This window comes from Streptomyces echinoruber, from assembly GCF_014651135.1.
Classification (GTDB): Bacteria; Actinomycetota; Actinomycetes; order Streptomycetales; family Streptomycetaceae; genus Streptomyces; species Streptomyces echinoruber.
On the sequence record NZ_BMWH01000007.1, the window covers coordinates 46,247 to 61,454 of the forward strand.

At 74.6% G+C, this 15,208-nt stretch carries 14 protein-coding genes and 1 pseudogene; 9 read left to right on the plus strand and 6 right to left on the minus strand.

What is annotated here, in order from left to right:
• The first annotated feature begins 20 nt into the window (after positions 1-20).
• Complete coding sequence (locus tag IE225_RS11870; protein WP_373303170.1) at positions 21-1,331, plus strand: threonine aldolase family protein; 1,311 nt, start codon at positions 21-23, stop codon at positions 1,329-1,331.
• Positions 1,332-1,486: 155 nt separating this feature from the next.
• Here the strand turns inward: IE225_RS11870 and IE225_RS11875 are convergent, their stop codons facing one another.
• The 3 genes from IE225_RS11875 to IE225_RS11885 all read right to left on the minus strand — a co-directional run bounded on the left by IE225_RS11875 (position 1,487) and on the right by IE225_RS11885 (position 4,207).
• Entirely contained in the window at positions 1,487-2,119 is a 633-nt protein-coding gene (locus IE225_RS11875) for an ATP-binding protein (RefSeq protein ID WP_190057409.1), read from the minus strand.
• A gap of 122 nt (positions 2,120-2,241) precedes the next feature.
• The gene (locus IE225_RS11880; protein WP_190057410.1) at positions 2,242-2,913 is read right to left on the minus strand and encodes a response regulator; all 672 of its coding nucleotides are present in this window, start codon (positions 2,911-2,913) and stop codon (positions 2,242-2,244) included.
• Positions 2,914-3,001: 88 nt separating this feature from the next.
• Positions 3,002-4,207, minus strand: coding sequence for a sensor histidine kinase (locus IE225_RS11885; protein ID WP_190057411.1), 1,206 nt, complete (start codon positions 4,205-4,207; stop codon positions 3,002-3,004).
• 253 nt (positions 4,208-4,460) lie between these two features.
• Here IE225_RS11885 and IE225_RS11890 point away from each other — a divergent pair, with 253 nt between their 5' ends.
• Positions 4,461-5,522 (plus strand): SAM-dependent methyltransferase, encoded by a 1,062-nt coding sequence (locus tag IE225_RS11890; RefSeq protein WP_190057534.1) that lies wholly within the window; start codon positions 4,461-4,463, stop codon positions 5,520-5,522.
• On the opposite strand, the gene IE225_RS11895 is transcribed toward IE225_RS11890, so the two are convergent.
• Positions 5,487-6,638, minus strand: coding sequence for an NADH-quinone oxidoreductase subunit D (locus tag IE225_RS11895; RefSeq protein ID WP_190057412.1), 1,152 nt, complete (start codon positions 6,636-6,638; stop codon positions 5,487-5,489). The genes IE225_RS11890 and IE225_RS11895 overlap by 36 nt on opposite strands.
• Before the next feature lie 93 nt (positions 6,639-6,731).
• Between IE225_RS11895 and IE225_RS11900 the strand changes: the two are divergent.
• Positions 6,732-7,018 (plus strand): annotated as a pseudogene (locus IE225_RS11900) (PH domain-containing protein); the annotation flags it as partial.
• A gap of 211 nt (positions 7,019-7,229) precedes the next feature.
• Here IE225_RS11900 and IE225_RS11905 read toward each other — a convergent pair.
• Positions 7,230-8,315: a coiled-coil domain-containing protein gene (locus IE225_RS11905; RefSeq protein ID WP_229879457.1), complete on the minus strand. Its 1,086-nt coding sequence runs from the start codon at positions 8,313-8,315 to the stop codon at positions 7,230-7,232.
• A 210-nt stretch (positions 8,316-8,525) separates the two neighbouring features.
• Positions 8,526-9,656 carry an alpha/beta hydrolase gene (locus IE225_RS11910; RefSeq protein WP_190057414.1) on the minus strand — a complete coding sequence of 377 codons (1,131 nt, stop codon included), beginning with the start codon at positions 9,654-9,656 and terminating at the stop codon, positions 8,526-8,528.
• A gap of 229 nt (positions 9,657-9,885) precedes the next feature.
• On the opposite strand from IE225_RS11910, the gene IE225_RS11915 reads away from it, so the two are divergent.
• The 6 genes from IE225_RS11915 to IE225_RS11940 all read left to right on the plus strand — a co-directional run bounded on the left by IE225_RS11915 (position 9,886) and on the right by IE225_RS11940 (position 15,204).
• On the plus strand, positions 9,886-11,712 hold the full coding sequence (locus tag IE225_RS11915) for a phosphatidylglycerol lysyltransferase domain-containing protein (protein ID WP_190057415.1): 1,827 nt from the start codon (positions 9,886-9,888) through the stop codon (positions 11,710-11,712).
• 310 nt (positions 11,713-12,022) lie between these two features.
• Entirely contained in the window at positions 12,023-12,913 is an 891-nt protein-coding gene (gene folP / locus IE225_RS11920) for a dihydropteroate synthase (RefSeq protein ID WP_190057416.1), read from the plus strand.
• Positions 12,910-13,431 (plus strand): nuclear transport factor 2 family protein, encoded by a 522-nt coding sequence (locus IE225_RS11925; RefSeq protein WP_190057417.1) that lies wholly within the window; start codon positions 12,910-12,912, stop codon positions 13,429-13,431. Before folP ends, IE225_RS11925 begins: the two co-directional genes overlap by 4 nt.
• A gap of 248 nt (positions 13,432-13,679) precedes the next feature.
• The gene (gene folB / locus IE225_RS11930; protein ID WP_190057418.1) at positions 13,680-14,039 is read left to right on the plus strand and encodes a dihydroneopterin aldolase; all 360 of its coding nucleotides are present in this window, start codon (positions 13,680-13,682) and stop codon (positions 14,037-14,039) included.
• A complete protein-coding gene (gene folK / locus IE225_RS11935; protein WP_190057419.1) occupies positions 14,036-14,647 on the plus strand; it encodes a 2-amino-4-hydroxy-6-hydroxymethyldihydropteridine diphosphokinase in 612 nt (203 codons plus the stop codon). The genes folB and folK overlap by 4 nt, the downstream gene beginning before the upstream one ends.
• 65 nt (positions 14,648-14,712) lie before the next feature.
• On the plus strand, positions 14,713-15,204 hold the full coding sequence (locus tag IE225_RS11940) for a DUF3180 domain-containing protein (RefSeq protein ID WP_190057420.1): 492 nt from the start codon (positions 14,713-14,715) through the stop codon (positions 15,202-15,204).
• Positions 15,205-15,208 lie beyond the last annotated feature (4 nt).

A 15,208-nucleotide genomic window follows, 5' to 3' on the forward strand; every position in this document is an offset into this window, starting at 1 on the left:
CCCGCGGGATGATCCCGGCCATGAGCGACACGGCGGACACGGCGGACGACGGTAGTACGACGGCACGGAACCGAAAGCCCGCGGAAGCGGCCGCGGAGGGGGCAGGGGCGGCCACGGAGGAAGAGCGGACGGCCACGGACCAGGAAGAGCGGGCGGCATCGGACGAGGAACGGCGCGCCGCGCTGCGCGAACGGCGCCGCGCCGCGTGCCGGAGCGTGCGGCGCGTCCTCGCCCGCCCCGGTTACCTGGGCACCCTGCGCGAGCGGCTGGCGCTGCTGGAGCGGGCCGGCGAGGTGTACGACCTCGACGAGCGCGGCGACCTCTACGGCGACGGCGTCGTCGAGGCCCTGGAGCGGAAGATCGCCGGGCTGCTCGGCACCGAAGCAGCCGCGTTCTTCCCCACCGGGACGATGGCCCAGCAGGTCGCCCTGCGCTGCTGGGCGGGCCGCACCGGCAACCCGGCCGTCGCCCTGCACGCCCTCGCCCACCCCGAGGTGCACGAACGCCACGCCCTGAGCCAGGTCACCGGGCTGCGCCCGCTCCACGTCACCACCGAGCCGCGGCCCACCACCGCCCGGGAGGTGCGCGAGCTGCCCGAGCCGTTCGGCGCGCTCATGCTCGAACTGCCGCTGCGGGACGCCGGTTTCCTGCTGCCCACCTGGGAGGAGCTGTGCGCGGTGGTGGAGGCGGCGCGCGAGCGCGACGCGGTGGTGCACGTCGACGGCGCGCGCCTGTGGGAGACCACCGTCCACTTCGGCCGCCCCCTCGACGAGATCGCGGCCCTGGCCGACAGCGTCTACGTGTCCTTCTACAAGTCCCTCGGCGGCTACGGCGGCGCGGCCCTCGCCGGGCCGAGCACGCTGGTCGACGAGGCGAAGACCTGGCGGCACCGCTACGGCGGCCAGGTCTTCCAGCAGTTCCCGACCGTGCTGGCGGCGCTCGTCGGGCTGGAGCGGGAACTGCCCCGGCTGCCCGACTACGTGCGGCACGCGCGCGTGGTGGCCGCCGCGCTGCGCGAGGGCCTCGCTGCGGCCGGGGTGCCGTGGGCCCGGGTGCACCCCGAGGTGCCGCACACCCACGAGTTCCAGCTGTGGCTGCCCTACGACGCCGACGTCCTCGCCGAGGCCGCGGTCCGCACCGCCGAGGAGACCGGGACACTGCTCTTCGCCCATGCCTGGGACCCGAAGGGCCCCGGCCTGGCCTGCACGGAGGTGTCCGTGCAGGCCGCGGGGCTGGAGTGGACGGCGGACGACGTGCGGGCGGCGGTGGGCGACTTCGCGGCCCGGCTCGGCGACGGTTTTCCGGAGGGCGTCCCCCGCCAGGTCCGGTAGGTACGGCCGTCGGGTACGGCCATCGGGTACTGCCGTCGGATACTGCCGGACCCGACGGCCGGGTCGCACCGCGGGCACGGGGTCGCGCGCCGCGGGAGGGTGTTCCGGGGTGCGCCGGAGCGTTCCAGGGCGTTCCGGGGCGTTCCGGGGAGGGCTCAGTCGAACCGGATGTGCCGGAGTCCGACGCGCGCCTGCCGCAGCCGGTTGCGCACCGCCCCGTCGGGGTTCGGGGCGAGCGTCAGGCCGGCCCGGGCGGCGACGATCTCCGCCGTCCGCGGCACGCTCGTGTGGTCCGTCCACACGTGCTCGGCGAACTCCGGCCCGCGCAGCCGCTCCAGGCAGTGGTCGAGCTGCCGGACCGCCCAACTCTCCCTTCCCAGGCCCGCCTTCTTCCCCGCGGCGAACTGCAGCAGGTGCCCGAGGCCGCGTTCCCGCAGCCGCCGCAGCACCGTCTCCCGCTCGGCGAGCAGCGTGAAGTGCCGTACGTCATGGCCGAGTTCGTGCAGCCGCCCGACGGTCTCGGCGAAGTGGCGGGGGTCGGTGACGGTCATGGGCGCGATGACGACGCCGGGGTGCCCGCGCAGGGCCAGGTCGAGCACCTCGACCACACCCCGCCGCCAGGAGACCAGGTCCCGGAAGTCGCCCCGCAGCGGCGGCGGCAGCACCCTGCGCAGCCCGAAACCGGCGTGCTCCGGATCGCAGACCACGCTGCCGGGCAGGCGGCGCCGGATCTCGTACGCGGTCTGTGTCTTGCCCCCGCCGAAGGGGCCGTTGATCCACAACAGCATCGAACGCTCCCGGCCTTTCCTCCGTCAGCCGTGCCCGGTATCCCGGTCTTCCGCCCGTCAGCCGTGCCCGGCGCCCCGGTCTTCCGCCCGTCAGCCGTGCCCGGTCCTCGGTCTTCCGCCCGTCAGCCGTGTCCGCCCGCCCGCACCAGCCCCGTCTCGTAGGCGAGGACGACCACCTGCACCCGGTCCCGCAGCCCCAGCTTGGTCAGGATGCGGCCCACGTGGGTCTTGACGGTCGCCTCCGACAGCACCAGCCGCTGCGCGATCTCGCCGTTGGACAGGCCCTGTGCGACCAGCATCATCACCTCCCGCTCCCGCTCGGTGAGCCGCTCCAGCTCCTTGTGCTGCGGCCGCCCGCCGGGCGAGGGCAGCATCGGTGCGAAGCGGTCCAGCAGGCGGCGGGTGGTGGAGGGCGCGACGACCGCGTCGCCGCTGTGCACGGCGCGGATCGCGGCGAGCAGGTCGCCGGGCGGCACGTCCTTGAGCAGGAAGCCGGAGGCGCCCGCCTTCAGCCCGGAGAAGGCGTACTCGTCGAGGTCGAAGGTGGTCAGTATGAGCACCTTGGGCGGGTCGGGCCGGACGCAGATGCGGCGGGTGGCCTCCACCCCGTCCAGCTTCGGCATGCGCACGTCCATCAGGACGACGTCGACGGACGTGGACTCCAGCGCCCGCAGGGCCTCCACTCCGTCGCCCGCCTCGGCGACGACCTCCATGTCCGGCTGCGCGGCGAGCACCATCCGGAATCCGGTGCGCAGCAGCACCTGGTCGTCGACGAGCATCACGCGGATCGGCATGGCGGCATCCTCCGGTCGGTCGGCTGGTCGTGCACGTGTCGGCGGGCGGGCTCGAGCGGCAGCTCAGTGGGTGGGCTCCAGCGGCAGCTCAGTGGGCGGGCTTGAGCGGCAGCAGGGCGCTGATGCGGAAGCCTCCGCCGGGGCGCGGACCCGCGTCCAGCGTGCCGCCGACCATACCGACCCGCTCGCGCATGCCGATCAGCCCGTGGCCCTGCCCGTCCAGGCCGCCCTCCTCGTACAGCTCGTGCGGGGCGCCCTTGCCGTCGTCCTCCACCAGCAGGCCGAGTCCGTCGTCGAAGTAGACCAGCCGCACGCTGGCGCCCACGTTGGGGCCGCCGTGCTTGCGCGTGTTGGTCAGCGCCTCCTGCACGATGCGGTACGCGGTCAGCTCGACGCCGCTGGGCAGCGGGCGCGGGGTGCCCTCGACCTTGAAGTCGACCGGCAGCCCGGATGCGCGGCACTGCTCGACCAGCTCCTCGATCTGCCGCACGTCGGGCTGCGGAACGTACTCGCCGGCCTCCTGGTGCTCGCCGGTGCGCAGCACGCCCAGCAGGCGGCGCATCTCCGCAAGAGCCTGGCGGCCGGTGGAAGAGATGGTCTCCAGGGCCTTCTTCGCCTGGTCGGGGGCGGAGTCGAGGACGTAGGCGGCGCCGTCGGCCTGCACCACCATCACCGACACGTTGTGCGCCACCACGTCGTGCAACTCGCGTGCGATGCGGGCGCGTTCGGCGGCGACCGCGACCTTCGCCTGCGCCTCGCGCTCCTTCTCCAGGCGGGCGGCGCGCTCCTCCAGCTGCGCGAAGTACGCGCGGCGGGTGCGCAGCGAGTCGCCCAGCACCCAGGCCAGGGCGAACGGCACGCTCTGGAAGACGACGAGGGCGAGGTTGCCGGCGAAGCTCGTGTGCTCGTTCGGCCAGCGAAGCTGCGCCAGGGGCGCGGCGCACAGGCCGGCGGTCAGCCCCAGCCGGGAGGCCCAGCGGGCGCCGGTCGCCGCGACCGTGTAGACGATCACCAGCAGGGCGAAGTCGGCCGGCAGCGTCTCGACGTCCACGGCGAGCTGCGCCACCCCCACCGCGGCGGCCAGCAGCAGCATCCTCTCCGGCATCCGGCGGCGCAGCGTCACGACGACGCCGAGCACGACGCTCACCGCCATCGCCGCGGCCAGGGAGCCGTGGCGGTCCGGCGCCCCGTTGATGCTCGACGCGCTCACGCCGGACATCGCCAGCAGGACGAGGGCCCAGAAGCCGTCGACCCACGTCGGGTGCCTGCGGAGGAAGTCATAGAGGCGCTGCACGTAACCCAGCGTAGGGAAGCGGGATGCGTGCAGGAGTCAACCGGAGGACCGATCCCGGCCCGATACCCGTACTCCCCAAGGTGGAGGGTGGCCGGTGCGGGATGCTTAGCCTTGCCGTGTGACGGGCGAGACGGCAGGTGGACGGGCGGACGCGGCCGCGGGCGACGCGTCCCGCGGCCCGCAGGACCGGCGGGACGAGCGGGACGAGCGGGACGCGCGAAACGCGCAGGACTGGCGGGGCTGGCGGGCCGCCATGGCCGAGGCGCTGTACGGGCCCGGCGGGTTCTACCGGCGGCCGGAGGGCCCGGCCGGGCACTTCCGTACGTCCGTGCACGCCTCGCCGCTGTTCGCGTGGGCGGTGGCGCGGCTGCTGTGCCGGGTGGACGAGGCGCTGGACCGGCCGCCGCGGCTGGACTTCGTGGACATGGCGGCCGGGCGCGGGGAGCTGGCCGCCGGGGTGCTGGCCGCGCTGCCCGAGCCGGTGGCGGCCCGCACGCGCGTGTGCGCCGTCGAGATCGCCGACCGGCCCGCCGGCCTGGACCCCCGTATCGAGTGGCTGCCCGAACCGCCGCCGGGCGCCCGGGGGCTGCTGTTCGCCAACGAGTGGCTGGACAACGTCCCCCTGGACGTCGCCGAGGTGGACGCCGCGGGCGCGGCGCGCCTGGTGCTGGTCGCGCCGGACGGCACCGAGCGGCTCGGGCCGCCGGTGGCGGGAGCGGACGCCGCGTGGCTGGCGCGGTGGTGGCCGCTGCCCGCCGAGGAGGGGCGGCGGGCGGAGATCGGGCATCCCCGGGACACGGCATGGGCCGGGGCGGTGGCGTCGCTGGAGCGGGGGCTCGCGGTCGCCGTGGACTACGCGCACACGGCGCACGCGCGCCCGGCGTACGGGACGCTCACCGGCTTCCGGGAGGGGCGGGAGACGGCGCCGGTGCCCGACGGGTCGTGCGACCTCACCGCGCACGTGGCGCTCGACGCGTGCGCCCTGCCCGGCGGGCGCGTCCTGACGCAGCGCGACGCCCTGCGCGCCCTCGGCCTGACCGGCGCACGCCCCCCGCTCGCGCTCGCCTCCACCGACCCCGCCGCCTACGTGCGCGCCCTCGCGCGCGCCGGCGAGGCCGCCGAGCTGACCGCGGCCGGCGGGCTCGGCGACTTCGGCTGGCTGCTCCAGCCCGTGGGCCGCGGGACGGCCGGCCTGCTCGACGACCTGTTCACCGGCCTCACCGCCCCGGCAGCCCCATCCGTCTCGGCCGATCCAGCCGACCCGGCAGCCTCATCCTCCCTATTTGTCGATGTCGCCGACGACGAAGAACAGTGACCCCAGGATCGCCACCATGTCCGCCACCAGCGTCCCCGGCAGCAGCTCGGTCAGCGCCTGGATGTTGTTGTACGACGCCGAGCGCAGCTTGAGCCGGTACGGCGTCTTGTCGCCCTTGCTGACCAGGTAGTAGCCGTTGAGCCCGAGCGGGTTCTCCGTCCAGGCGTAGGTGTGTCCCTCGGGCGCCTTCAGCACCTTCGGCAGCCGCTGGTTGACCGGGCCGGGCGGCAGCTCGGCGAGCCGGTCCAGGCAGGCGTCGGCCAGGTCCAGCGAGTTGTGCGTCTGCTCCAGCAGGCACTCGAAGCGGGCCAGGCAGTCGCCCTCGCGCCGGGTGACGACCCGGAGGGTGTCCTTGAGGTCGGCGTAGGCCAGGTACGGCTCGTCGCGCCGCAGGTCGAAGTCGACGCCGGAGGCGCGCGCGATGGGCCCGCTCACGCCGTAGGCGTGCACCGTCTCGGGCGTGAGCACTCCCACGCCCCGTGTGCGCCCCCGGAAGATCTCGTTGCCGAGGACGAGGTCGTCGAAGACGTCCATGCGGGAGCGCACCGCGGCGACGGCGGCCCGCGCCCGCGTGGTCCAGCCGGCCGGCAGATCCTCCTTGAGGCCGCCGACGCGGTTGAACATGTAGTGCATGCGCCCGCCGGAGACCTCCTCCATGACGTTCTGCAGCGTCTCGCGCTCCCGGAACGCGTAGAACACCGGCGTGATCCCGCCCAGCTCCAGCGGGTAGGAGCCGAGGAACATCAGGTGGTTGAGCACCCGGTTCAGCTCCGCGAGCAGCGTGCGCGTCCACACCGCGCGCTCGGGCACCTCCATGCCGAGCATCCGCTCCACGGCGAGCACCACGCCGAGCTCGTTGGAGAACGCCGACAGCCAGTCGTGGCGGTTGGCGAGCATGATGATCTGCCGGTAGTCGCGGGCCTCGAACAGCTTCTCCGCGCCCCGGTGCATGTAGCCCACCACCGGCTCCGCGCGTGTGATGCGCTCCCCGTCCAGCACCAGCCGCAGCCGCAGCACGCCGTGCGTGGACGGGTGCTGGGGCCCGATGTTGAGCACCATGTCGGTGCTCTCCGCGGCACCGCCGATCCCGACCGTGGTCTGAGTCGTGGGGGTCATGGAGACAGTTTCCCCTACGTCCCCCGAGCCCGTGGAGACGGGGAGCCGCGAGAAGCCGGCGGGCGGGGCGCGCCGGTGCGGTGGCGGGGGTGACGGGGGTACGGCCTGGCCGTCACCGACGTGGTGTGCGCGGCGCGGCACGGGCTGCTGCGGCGCCGCCTCGCCCGCGTCCCGCACGCCAGGGTGCGGAGCGTACGGCTCGCCCAGGGGCCGTGGCAGCGGCTGCGGCGGGTCGCCGACGTCCCCGTCGACACGGGCGCCGGCCGGACGGTCACGGCCCGGCTCCGGGACACCGGCGAGGCCGCGCGCCTGTTGCACGCGCCGGCGGCGCGCCCGCGCACCGGGCGGCGGGGGCGCGGCCGGACCGGTGGATGACGTAGGGACGCGCCACGCGCGCGGGGCCGCCGGTCTCCCCCGCACTCGGGTGCCGGCGCCGCCGGTCTCCCAGCGCGCGAGTGCTGGTGCCGCCGGTCTCCCCCGCGCGTGCCCGTGCGCCCCGTACCGTTCCGCGGCCGTGCCACGGCGCCCCGCGGGGCCTGCCGCCGCCTCACGACGCGGCGCCCCGGCCCCGGCCCCGCCCCCGACGCCGCGTCACGACACCTTGCTGCGCAGCCCCTGCAGGTCGATCTGCTCGGTCTCGTCGTGGGCCGTCAGGTCGATGACCTGTCCCACACCGCGCGCGTCCTCGCCGGCCGGCTTGTAGCGGGACTCGGTCTCGGCCTTGTGCAGGGCGAGGGCTTCCTGGCCGACGACGTCGGCGAGGTCCTCGTTCTGCACGCCGCCCAGGCCGGCGGCGGCGGACCGCTTGGGCGAGCCCTTCTTCGTGCCGAAGAAGTCGAAGCCGCCCTCGGCCGCCGGGGGCCGCACCGGGGCGGGCGGTACGACGGCCTTCGCGGGCGGCACGGTGAAGTGGCCGGACGGCTGCCGCCCGGGGACGCCGCCGCGGGCGGCCGCCTCCGGGGCGGCCGTGCGCCGGTGCCCGTCGGCGGCGGCCGGCCCGTCCCCGTCCCGCTCCCCGTCCGCCTGCGCCTCCGCCTCGGACGCGGCCGCCCGCCGCTCGGCGGAGGCGTCCCGCGTCCGCTCGTCGTCGTCGGCGCCGGCGAGCCGGGCCAGGGCCTGGGCGGCGCGCTGGAAGAGGCGGGCGCCCTCGGGCGAGGAGAGACCGGTCTGCGCCGGGGCGTCCTCGGGCGCCGGCCCGGCAAAGCCGTCGGCGTTGTCGGTGGCATCGGTGGCGCCGGCGGCGTCGGTGTCCTCGGCGGGCACCGCGGCCTCCAGTTCGAGCAGGCGGCGGCCCTCCAGGGCGCTGGCGCGCTCGGTCTCCGCCGTGGCGTACCGGCGCAGCAGCGCCGCGTGCTCGTTGCGCAGGGCCGCCAGTTCCGCGCGCTTGGCGCGCAGCTTCTGCTCCAGCCGGCCGCGCAGTTCGCGGGCCTCCTCGAGGTCGGTCTCGAGTTCGGCGAGGCGTTCCTCGAAGCGCCACTCGTCGCTCGCACGCGCGCGGACGAGGTCGGCGACGCGCTTGCCCGCCTGCACGTCCCAGCGGCGCATGACGGCCGCGCCGACGAGTGCCGTGGCCGCCGCGACCGCGGCCAGGGTGCGGAGCACCGCCGGCTCCGTGAACAGCCAGGGGCCGAGGGCGCACACGAGGGAGACGCCGGCGATCGCCGCGGGAGGAAGCATTCTGTGCAGGGGCGGGGAATGGCGGTGACGTCCACGTGGCATGGCCAGAAACTTACCGCGCGTAGGCGAATCGTGGTGCCCCGCACCGTAAAAAGACAGCCATACCCGAGTGTTCACAGTGCGTCAGCTCTCCCCCGCGCGGAAGAGTGAATTCGAAGTTTCGCCGATTCCCGCCCGTTCCGGGATCGTCTCCCGCCCGTTCCGGGATCGTCACCGGTCGTCGAGCCGCTCGCTCAGCCACTGCAGCGCGGCCGGGATCTCCCGCCGCCAGGTGGTGAAGTTGTGGCCGCCACTGTCGAGGATGATCGACGAGATACCGGTGCGGCCGGTCGCCTTCACCCGTTCTATGAACTTCAGCGTGTCCTTGTAGTTCGGCTCGCCGGCCCTGCTGCTGGTGACGAGCAGCGAAGTCGCGGGCGCCCGCAGGTGCTTGAGACACCACCACAGGTCGGAACGATTCTTCAGGTCTTTGTTCCGGTGGAACAGATCCCCCGTCGTCGGATCGGTCGGCGCCTTGTAGTACGCGGACAGCCCCGCGCCCGCCGCGTACACCTCCGGATGGTGCAGCGCCAGTTTCAGCGCGCAGTAGCCGCCGGTGGAATCGCCGATGATCCCCCACCCGCCCGGCCCGCGCCCCACCCGGTAGTGCGCCGCCACGGCGTCCGGCAGGTCCCGCGCGAAGAAGGACTCCGCCCGCGGCCCGCCGGGCACGTCCACGCACTCGGTGTCCCGCGGCGGCGCCACCGTAGGCCGCAGCATCACCAGGACCATCGGCCGCATCCGCCCGTCCTTCGCCAGCGCGTGCGCCGTGTGCGGGTAGTGCAGCTTGTCCACCAGCGCCCGGGCGGTGCCGGGGTAGCCGGTGAGCACCACGGCCGCCGGGAACGTACGGGTGCGGTACCGCGGCCGGAAGTACTCCGGCGGCAGGTACACGTACGCGGGCACGGTCAGGTGCGTGGTACGGCCGGAGATCTCGACCCGCTGGATCCGCCCCGCCGTCCCGGGCCGCGCCCCGCCGGCCGCCGGCAGGTCGCGCGCGTCCGTCACCCGCAGCGCGCCGCCCGCGCCGCCGGCCACCGTGGCGTGGTCGACGACCACGCCCTGGGCGGTTTCCCGCCCGAGCAGGTCGGCCCAGTCGGCGTAGAACCCGAAGGCCTGGTTCACGGCGAGGCCCGCGGTGGCGAACAGGGACAGCTGCGTGGCCAGCAGCAGGCCGATCCGCCCGCCCACCGCCCGCCAGCCGCGCCGCGCGAGCCGCGGCCAGCACCACACCGTGCCGGCGAACAGCGCCACCGCACAGCCGACCGCCAGCACCAGCACCTTGTCGCTCGTCAGACCCATGGGCTCCTGCCTGCGTCGTCCCGCCCCGGGCAGCCCGCCGACGCACTCTTGACACGAGCTTGCCCCGGGCTTTTCCCGGCCTTTGAATCGGCTTTCCGATGGGGAGTGAACCTGTATCCCCGAGACACCGTCCTAGAGGGCGCAATGTCGCCGGATGCCCGAATCGGCACCGGATCCAAGGTCTCTCGCAGAACTACGGGATGCGATGTCTGTCAGGACAGATGGGGAAATGTCGGAAGCGGTTCCAGGCCGATCCGGACGTGCGCGGCGCGCGCTGAGAGCTCCGCGTCCCGAGGCCGTCCCCGCGCTCGTCGGCCGGGCGTGCGCCCTGGTGGGCCTTCTGGACATCGCCGCCGGGGTCTTCCCCCGGTTCCGGCACAGCCGTATGCACCACCTGGTCGAGGTGCTGCCCGGCGCGCTCGGCCCGTTCGCCGCCGCCCTCTCGCTCAGCGCGGGCGTGCTGCTCCTGCTGCTCGCGCACGGCCTCAAGCGCGCCAAGCGCCGGGCCTGGCGGGCCGGGGTCGCGCTGCTGCCGGCGGGCGCGGTGGCGCAGTTCGTGTACCGGCACTCCGTCGTCGGCGCGCTGATCTCCCTCGCCCTGCTGGCCGTACTCGTGCGGTACCGCAGCGCCTTCTCCGCCCTGCCCGACCCGCGCAGCCGGTGGCGGGCGCTGGCGAACTTCGTCCTCATGAGCGCCGGTTCCCTCGTGCTCGGACTGGTCATCGTCAGCGTCCACCCGCACCGCATCGTCGGCGACCCGAGCCTGGCCGACCGGCTGACGCACGTCCTGTACGGCCTCTTCGGCTTCGAGGGCCCCGTCGACTACCAGGGCGACACCTCCTGGACCGTCGGCTACTCCCTCGGCGCCCTGGGACTGCTCACCGCCGTCACCACCATCTACCTGGCCTTCCGCCCCGAACACCCGGCCGCGCAGCTCACCGAGGAGGACGAGGCCCGCCTGCGCGCCCTGCTGGCCGGGCACGGCGGCCGCGACTCCCTCGGCCACTTCGCGCTGCGCCGCGACAAGGCCGTCGTGTTCTCCCCCAGCGGCAAGGCGGCCGTCACCTACCGCGTCGTCTCCGGCGTCATGCTGGCCAGCGGCGACCCCATCGGCGACGTCGAGGCCTGGCCCGGCGCCATCGAACGGTTCATGGACGAGGCCAGGGCCCACTCCTGGACCCCCGCCGTCGTCGGCTGCTCCGAGACCGGCGCCCAGGTGTGGGTGCGCGAGACCGGCCTGGACGCCCTCGAACTCGGCGACGAGGCGGTGGTGGACGTCGCGGATTTCTCGCTCGCCGGACGCGCGATGCGCAACGTCCGCCAAATGGTCAAGCGCATCGAGCGGGCCGGCTACGAAACCCGGGTACGGCGCGTCCGTGACCTCGGCGAGGCCGAACTGGAGCGCATCCGGCGCGCCGCCGACGCCTGGCGCGGCACCGAGACCGAGCGCGGCTTCTCCATGGCCCTCGGCCGCATCGGCGACCCCGCCGACGGCGACTGCCTCATCGCCACCGCCCACAAACCGGACGCCGAACCGGGCCCCCACGGCGACCTCAAGGCGATCCTGCACTTCGTGCCCTGGGGCCCCAACGGCGCCTCCCTGGACCTGATGCGCCGCGACCGCTCGGCCGACCCCGGCATGAACGAGCTGCTCATCGTCGCCGCGCTGCAGGCCGCACCGAAGTTCGGCATCGAGCGGATCTCGCTCAACTTCGCCGTGTTCCGCTCCGCGCTGGCACGCGGCGAGAAGATCGGCGCCGGCCCGGTGCTGCGCGCCTGGCGGGGACTGCTGCTGTTCCTCTCCCGGTGGTTCCAGATCGAGTCGCTGTACAAGTTCAACGCCAAGTTCCAGCCGCGCTGGGAGCCGCGCTTCGTGGTCTACCGCACCGCCGCCGACCTGCCGCGCCTCGGCTTCGCCTACCTGCGCGCGGAGGGCTTCGTCGACCTCGCCCTGCCGCTGCCCCGCTTCCTGCGCCGCCGCGCCGCCGCCCCGCGCCCCTGCGCCCACCGCACCCCCGAACGCGAACCGGCCCACCGCGACATGCAGACGGCCTGACGCCCCGGGGATCCCCGACCGACCCGGGCGGAAGCCCCTCCCCCTCCCTCCACCCCGGGGGGCTTCCGCTTGGGCCATGCACCGCCGGGGAGCCTGCGGCCGACGGTGCCGGGACTCGCGGCCGACGATGCCGGGACTCGCGGCCGAAGCCCTCGGGAGCTCGCGGCCGACGATGCCGGAGGCGTGCAGCCGACGCCGCCGGAGACTCGCGGCCGACGCCGCCGAGGACCCGCAACCGGCCCCGCCACCCCCCGGCCCACCCCGGCCCACCCCGGCCGCCGGATGCCACCCGTGGGCCTAGGCTGAACGTATGAGCAAGCAGAGCGGACGCGGGCACGTCGCAGGGCTGCCGGAGTGGGACCGGTGCGCGGTGATGGGCGTGGTCAACGTCACCCCCGACTCCTTCTCCGACGGCGGCCGCTGGTTCGACACGACGGCCGCCGTCAAGCACGGCCTCGACCTGGTCGCCCAGGGCGCCGACCTGGTCGACGTCGGCGGCGAGTCCACCCGCCCGGGAGCGACCCGCGTCGACGAGGCCGAGGAACTGCGCCGCGTCGTCCCCGTCGTCCGCGGCCTCGCCTCGGAAGGCGTGACGATCTCCGTCGACACCATGCGCGCCTCCGTCGCCGCACAGGCCCTCGCCGCCGGCGCCACCCTCGTCAACGACGTCAGCGGCGGCCTCGCCGACCCCGACATGGTCCCGGTCGTCGCGGACGCCGGCGTCCCCTTCGTCGTCATGCACTGGCGCGGCCTGCTGCGGGGCGAGACCGTCAAGGGCGTCTACGACGACGTGGTCACCGAGGTCGTCGACGAACTGCGCGCCCGCGTGGAGGCCGTCCTCGCGGGCGGCGTCGCCGCCGACCGCGTCATCGTCGACCCCGGCCTGGGCTTCTCCAAGGACGCCGAGCACGACCTCGCCCTCCTCGCCCACCTCGACCGCCTGCTCGCCCTCGGCCACCCCCTCCTCGTCGCCGCCTCCCGCAAACGGTTCCTCGGCCGCGTCCTGGCCGGCCCCGACGGCACCCCGCCCCCCGCCCGCGAGCGCGACGCCGCCACGGCCGCCGTCTCCGCGCTCGCCGCGCAGGCCGGCGCGTGGGCCGTACGGGTCCACGAGGTGCGCGCGACGGCGGACGCGGTACGCGTCGTACGCGCCGTGCAGCAGGCGCGCACGACGCACGACACGCCCGAAGGAACCCGGTGAGCGCCCCCCACACCGACGTCGAGGACGTCGAACTCGCCAACACCGCCTACTACGAGGCGCTCGAGCGGGGCGACTTCGAGGAACTGACCTCGCTCTGGCTCACCCCCGCCGACCTGGGCATCGACGAGACCTACCACGACCCGGCCGACGCCGCCGTGATCTCCTGCGTGCACCCCGGCTGGCCGGTGCTCACCGGCCGCGGCGAGGTGCTGCGCTCGTACGCCCTGATCATGGCGAACACCGACTACATCCAGTTCTTCCTCACCGACGTACACGTCTCCGTCACCGGCGACACGGCCCTGGTGACCTGCACGGAGAACATCCTCAGCAGCGGACCCGCCCCCGAGGGCAGCGACGGCCCCGGGCCGCTCGTCGGGCAACTCGTGGTCGCCACCAACGTGTTCCGGCGCACCCCGGCGGGCTGGAAACTCTGGTCCCACCACGCCTCCCCCGTCCTGGCCGAAAACGACGAGGACGAGGACGACCGGGCCGACGGGGCCGATGACACCCCCGCCTGAGCGGGTAGGCGCCCTGAGGACCGCCACACGGTTGGAGCCCTCCGTCCCTGGGTAGGGGCGCGGCTACCGACCCGTGAGCTGCCGGCCGCACCGGGGGAAACACGCGGTGAACCTCCGGAGCCGCCGGCCCGGCGCCGCGCCCCGCGGCCCGGCACCGTCCGTGCCCGCAGGTAGATTCGGTGGCGGCCGACGGCGCCGACCGCATCCGGCGCCATTGGCCGCAACCGACGAGTGCAGGAGTGATTCGCGTGGATCGTGTCGCGCTGCGCGGCCTGAAGGCCCGCGGGCACCACGGGGTGTTCCCCAGGGAACGGGAGGAAGGCCAGACCTTCATCGTCGACCTCGTCCTGGGCCTGGACACCCGGCCGGCCGCGGCCGACGACGACCTGGCGAAGACGGTGCACTACGGCATCGTGGCCGAGGAGGCCGTGGCCGTCGTCGAGGGCGAGCCCGTGAACCTCATCGAGACGCTCGCCGAGCGCATCGCCCAGGCCTGTCTGAAGCACGAGGGGGTCCAGGAGGTCGAGGTCTGCGTCCACAAGCCGGACGCGCCGATCACCGTCCCCTTCGACGACGTGACCGTCACCATCACCCGGAGCCGAGTATGACCGCACCCTTCCTGAAAGGCCCCAGCGACCCGACCGTCCAGCCGGTGCCCGCCTCCGTCACCGAGAAGGTGGACGCCGCCGACACCACCCTGCACAACCCCCAGCGGGCCGTGATCTCCCTCGGCTCGAACCTCGGCAACCGCCTGGAGACCCTCCAGGGAGCCGTCGACGCCCTCGCCGACACGCCCGGCGTCCGGGTCAAGGCGGTCTCCCCCGTCTACGAGACCGAGCCGTGGGGCGTCGAGCCCGGCACCCAGCCGTCGTACTTCAACGCCGTCGTCGTCCTGAAAACGACCCTCCCCCCGTCCTCCCTCCTGGAGCGGGCGCACGCCGTCGAGGAGGCCTTCCACCGGGTGCGCGACGAACGCTGGGGCCCGCGCACCCTCGACGTGGACATCGTCGCCTACGCCGACGTCGTCTCCGACGACCCGCAGCTCACCCTGCCCCACCCGCGCGCCCACGAACGCGCCTTCGTCCTCGCCCCCTGGCACGACATCGACCCCGAGGCGCACCTGCCCGGCCGCGGCGCCGTCGCCGCCCTCCTCGGCACCGTCACGCGCACGGGCGTCGCACCCCGCACGGACCTGGAACTCCGGCTGCCCGAGTAACCGTTAAGGTCAAGACGGCCGCGCGCCGGCCACCACCGAGGACGGGCATGGGCTGAAGGGACACCGTGAGAGAGCTGCGCATCAGGGTGCTGGCCGGTCTGTTCGTCGCCGCCGGGGTGCTGTCCTGGGCGGGCGCCCGCCTGTGGAACGCGGTGGGGACGCTCCCCAGCGTCCCCCTGGCCGCCCCGATCGTCCTCGCGCTGATCGCCGTCGTCCTGCTCTCCACGGCCCTGTCCCTGCGCGCCCGCCTCAAGGCCCAGCGCGAGCGCGTGCCCGACGCCAAGGGCGTCGACCCCCTCATGGCCGCCCGCGCCGTCGTCTTCGGCCAGGCCAGCGCCCTGGTGGCCGCCCTCGTCGCCGGCATGTACGGCGGCACCGGCGTCTTCCTCCTGGAGCTGCTCGACATCCCGCCCCGCCGCGACCAGGCCATCTACGCCGGCCTGTCGGTCGTGGCGGGCATCGGCGTCATAGCGGCCGCCCTCTTCCTCCAGCACGTCTGCCGCCTCCCGGAGGACGACGAACACCACAACGACCCGGGAACCGCCCCGGCAGCCTGAGGCG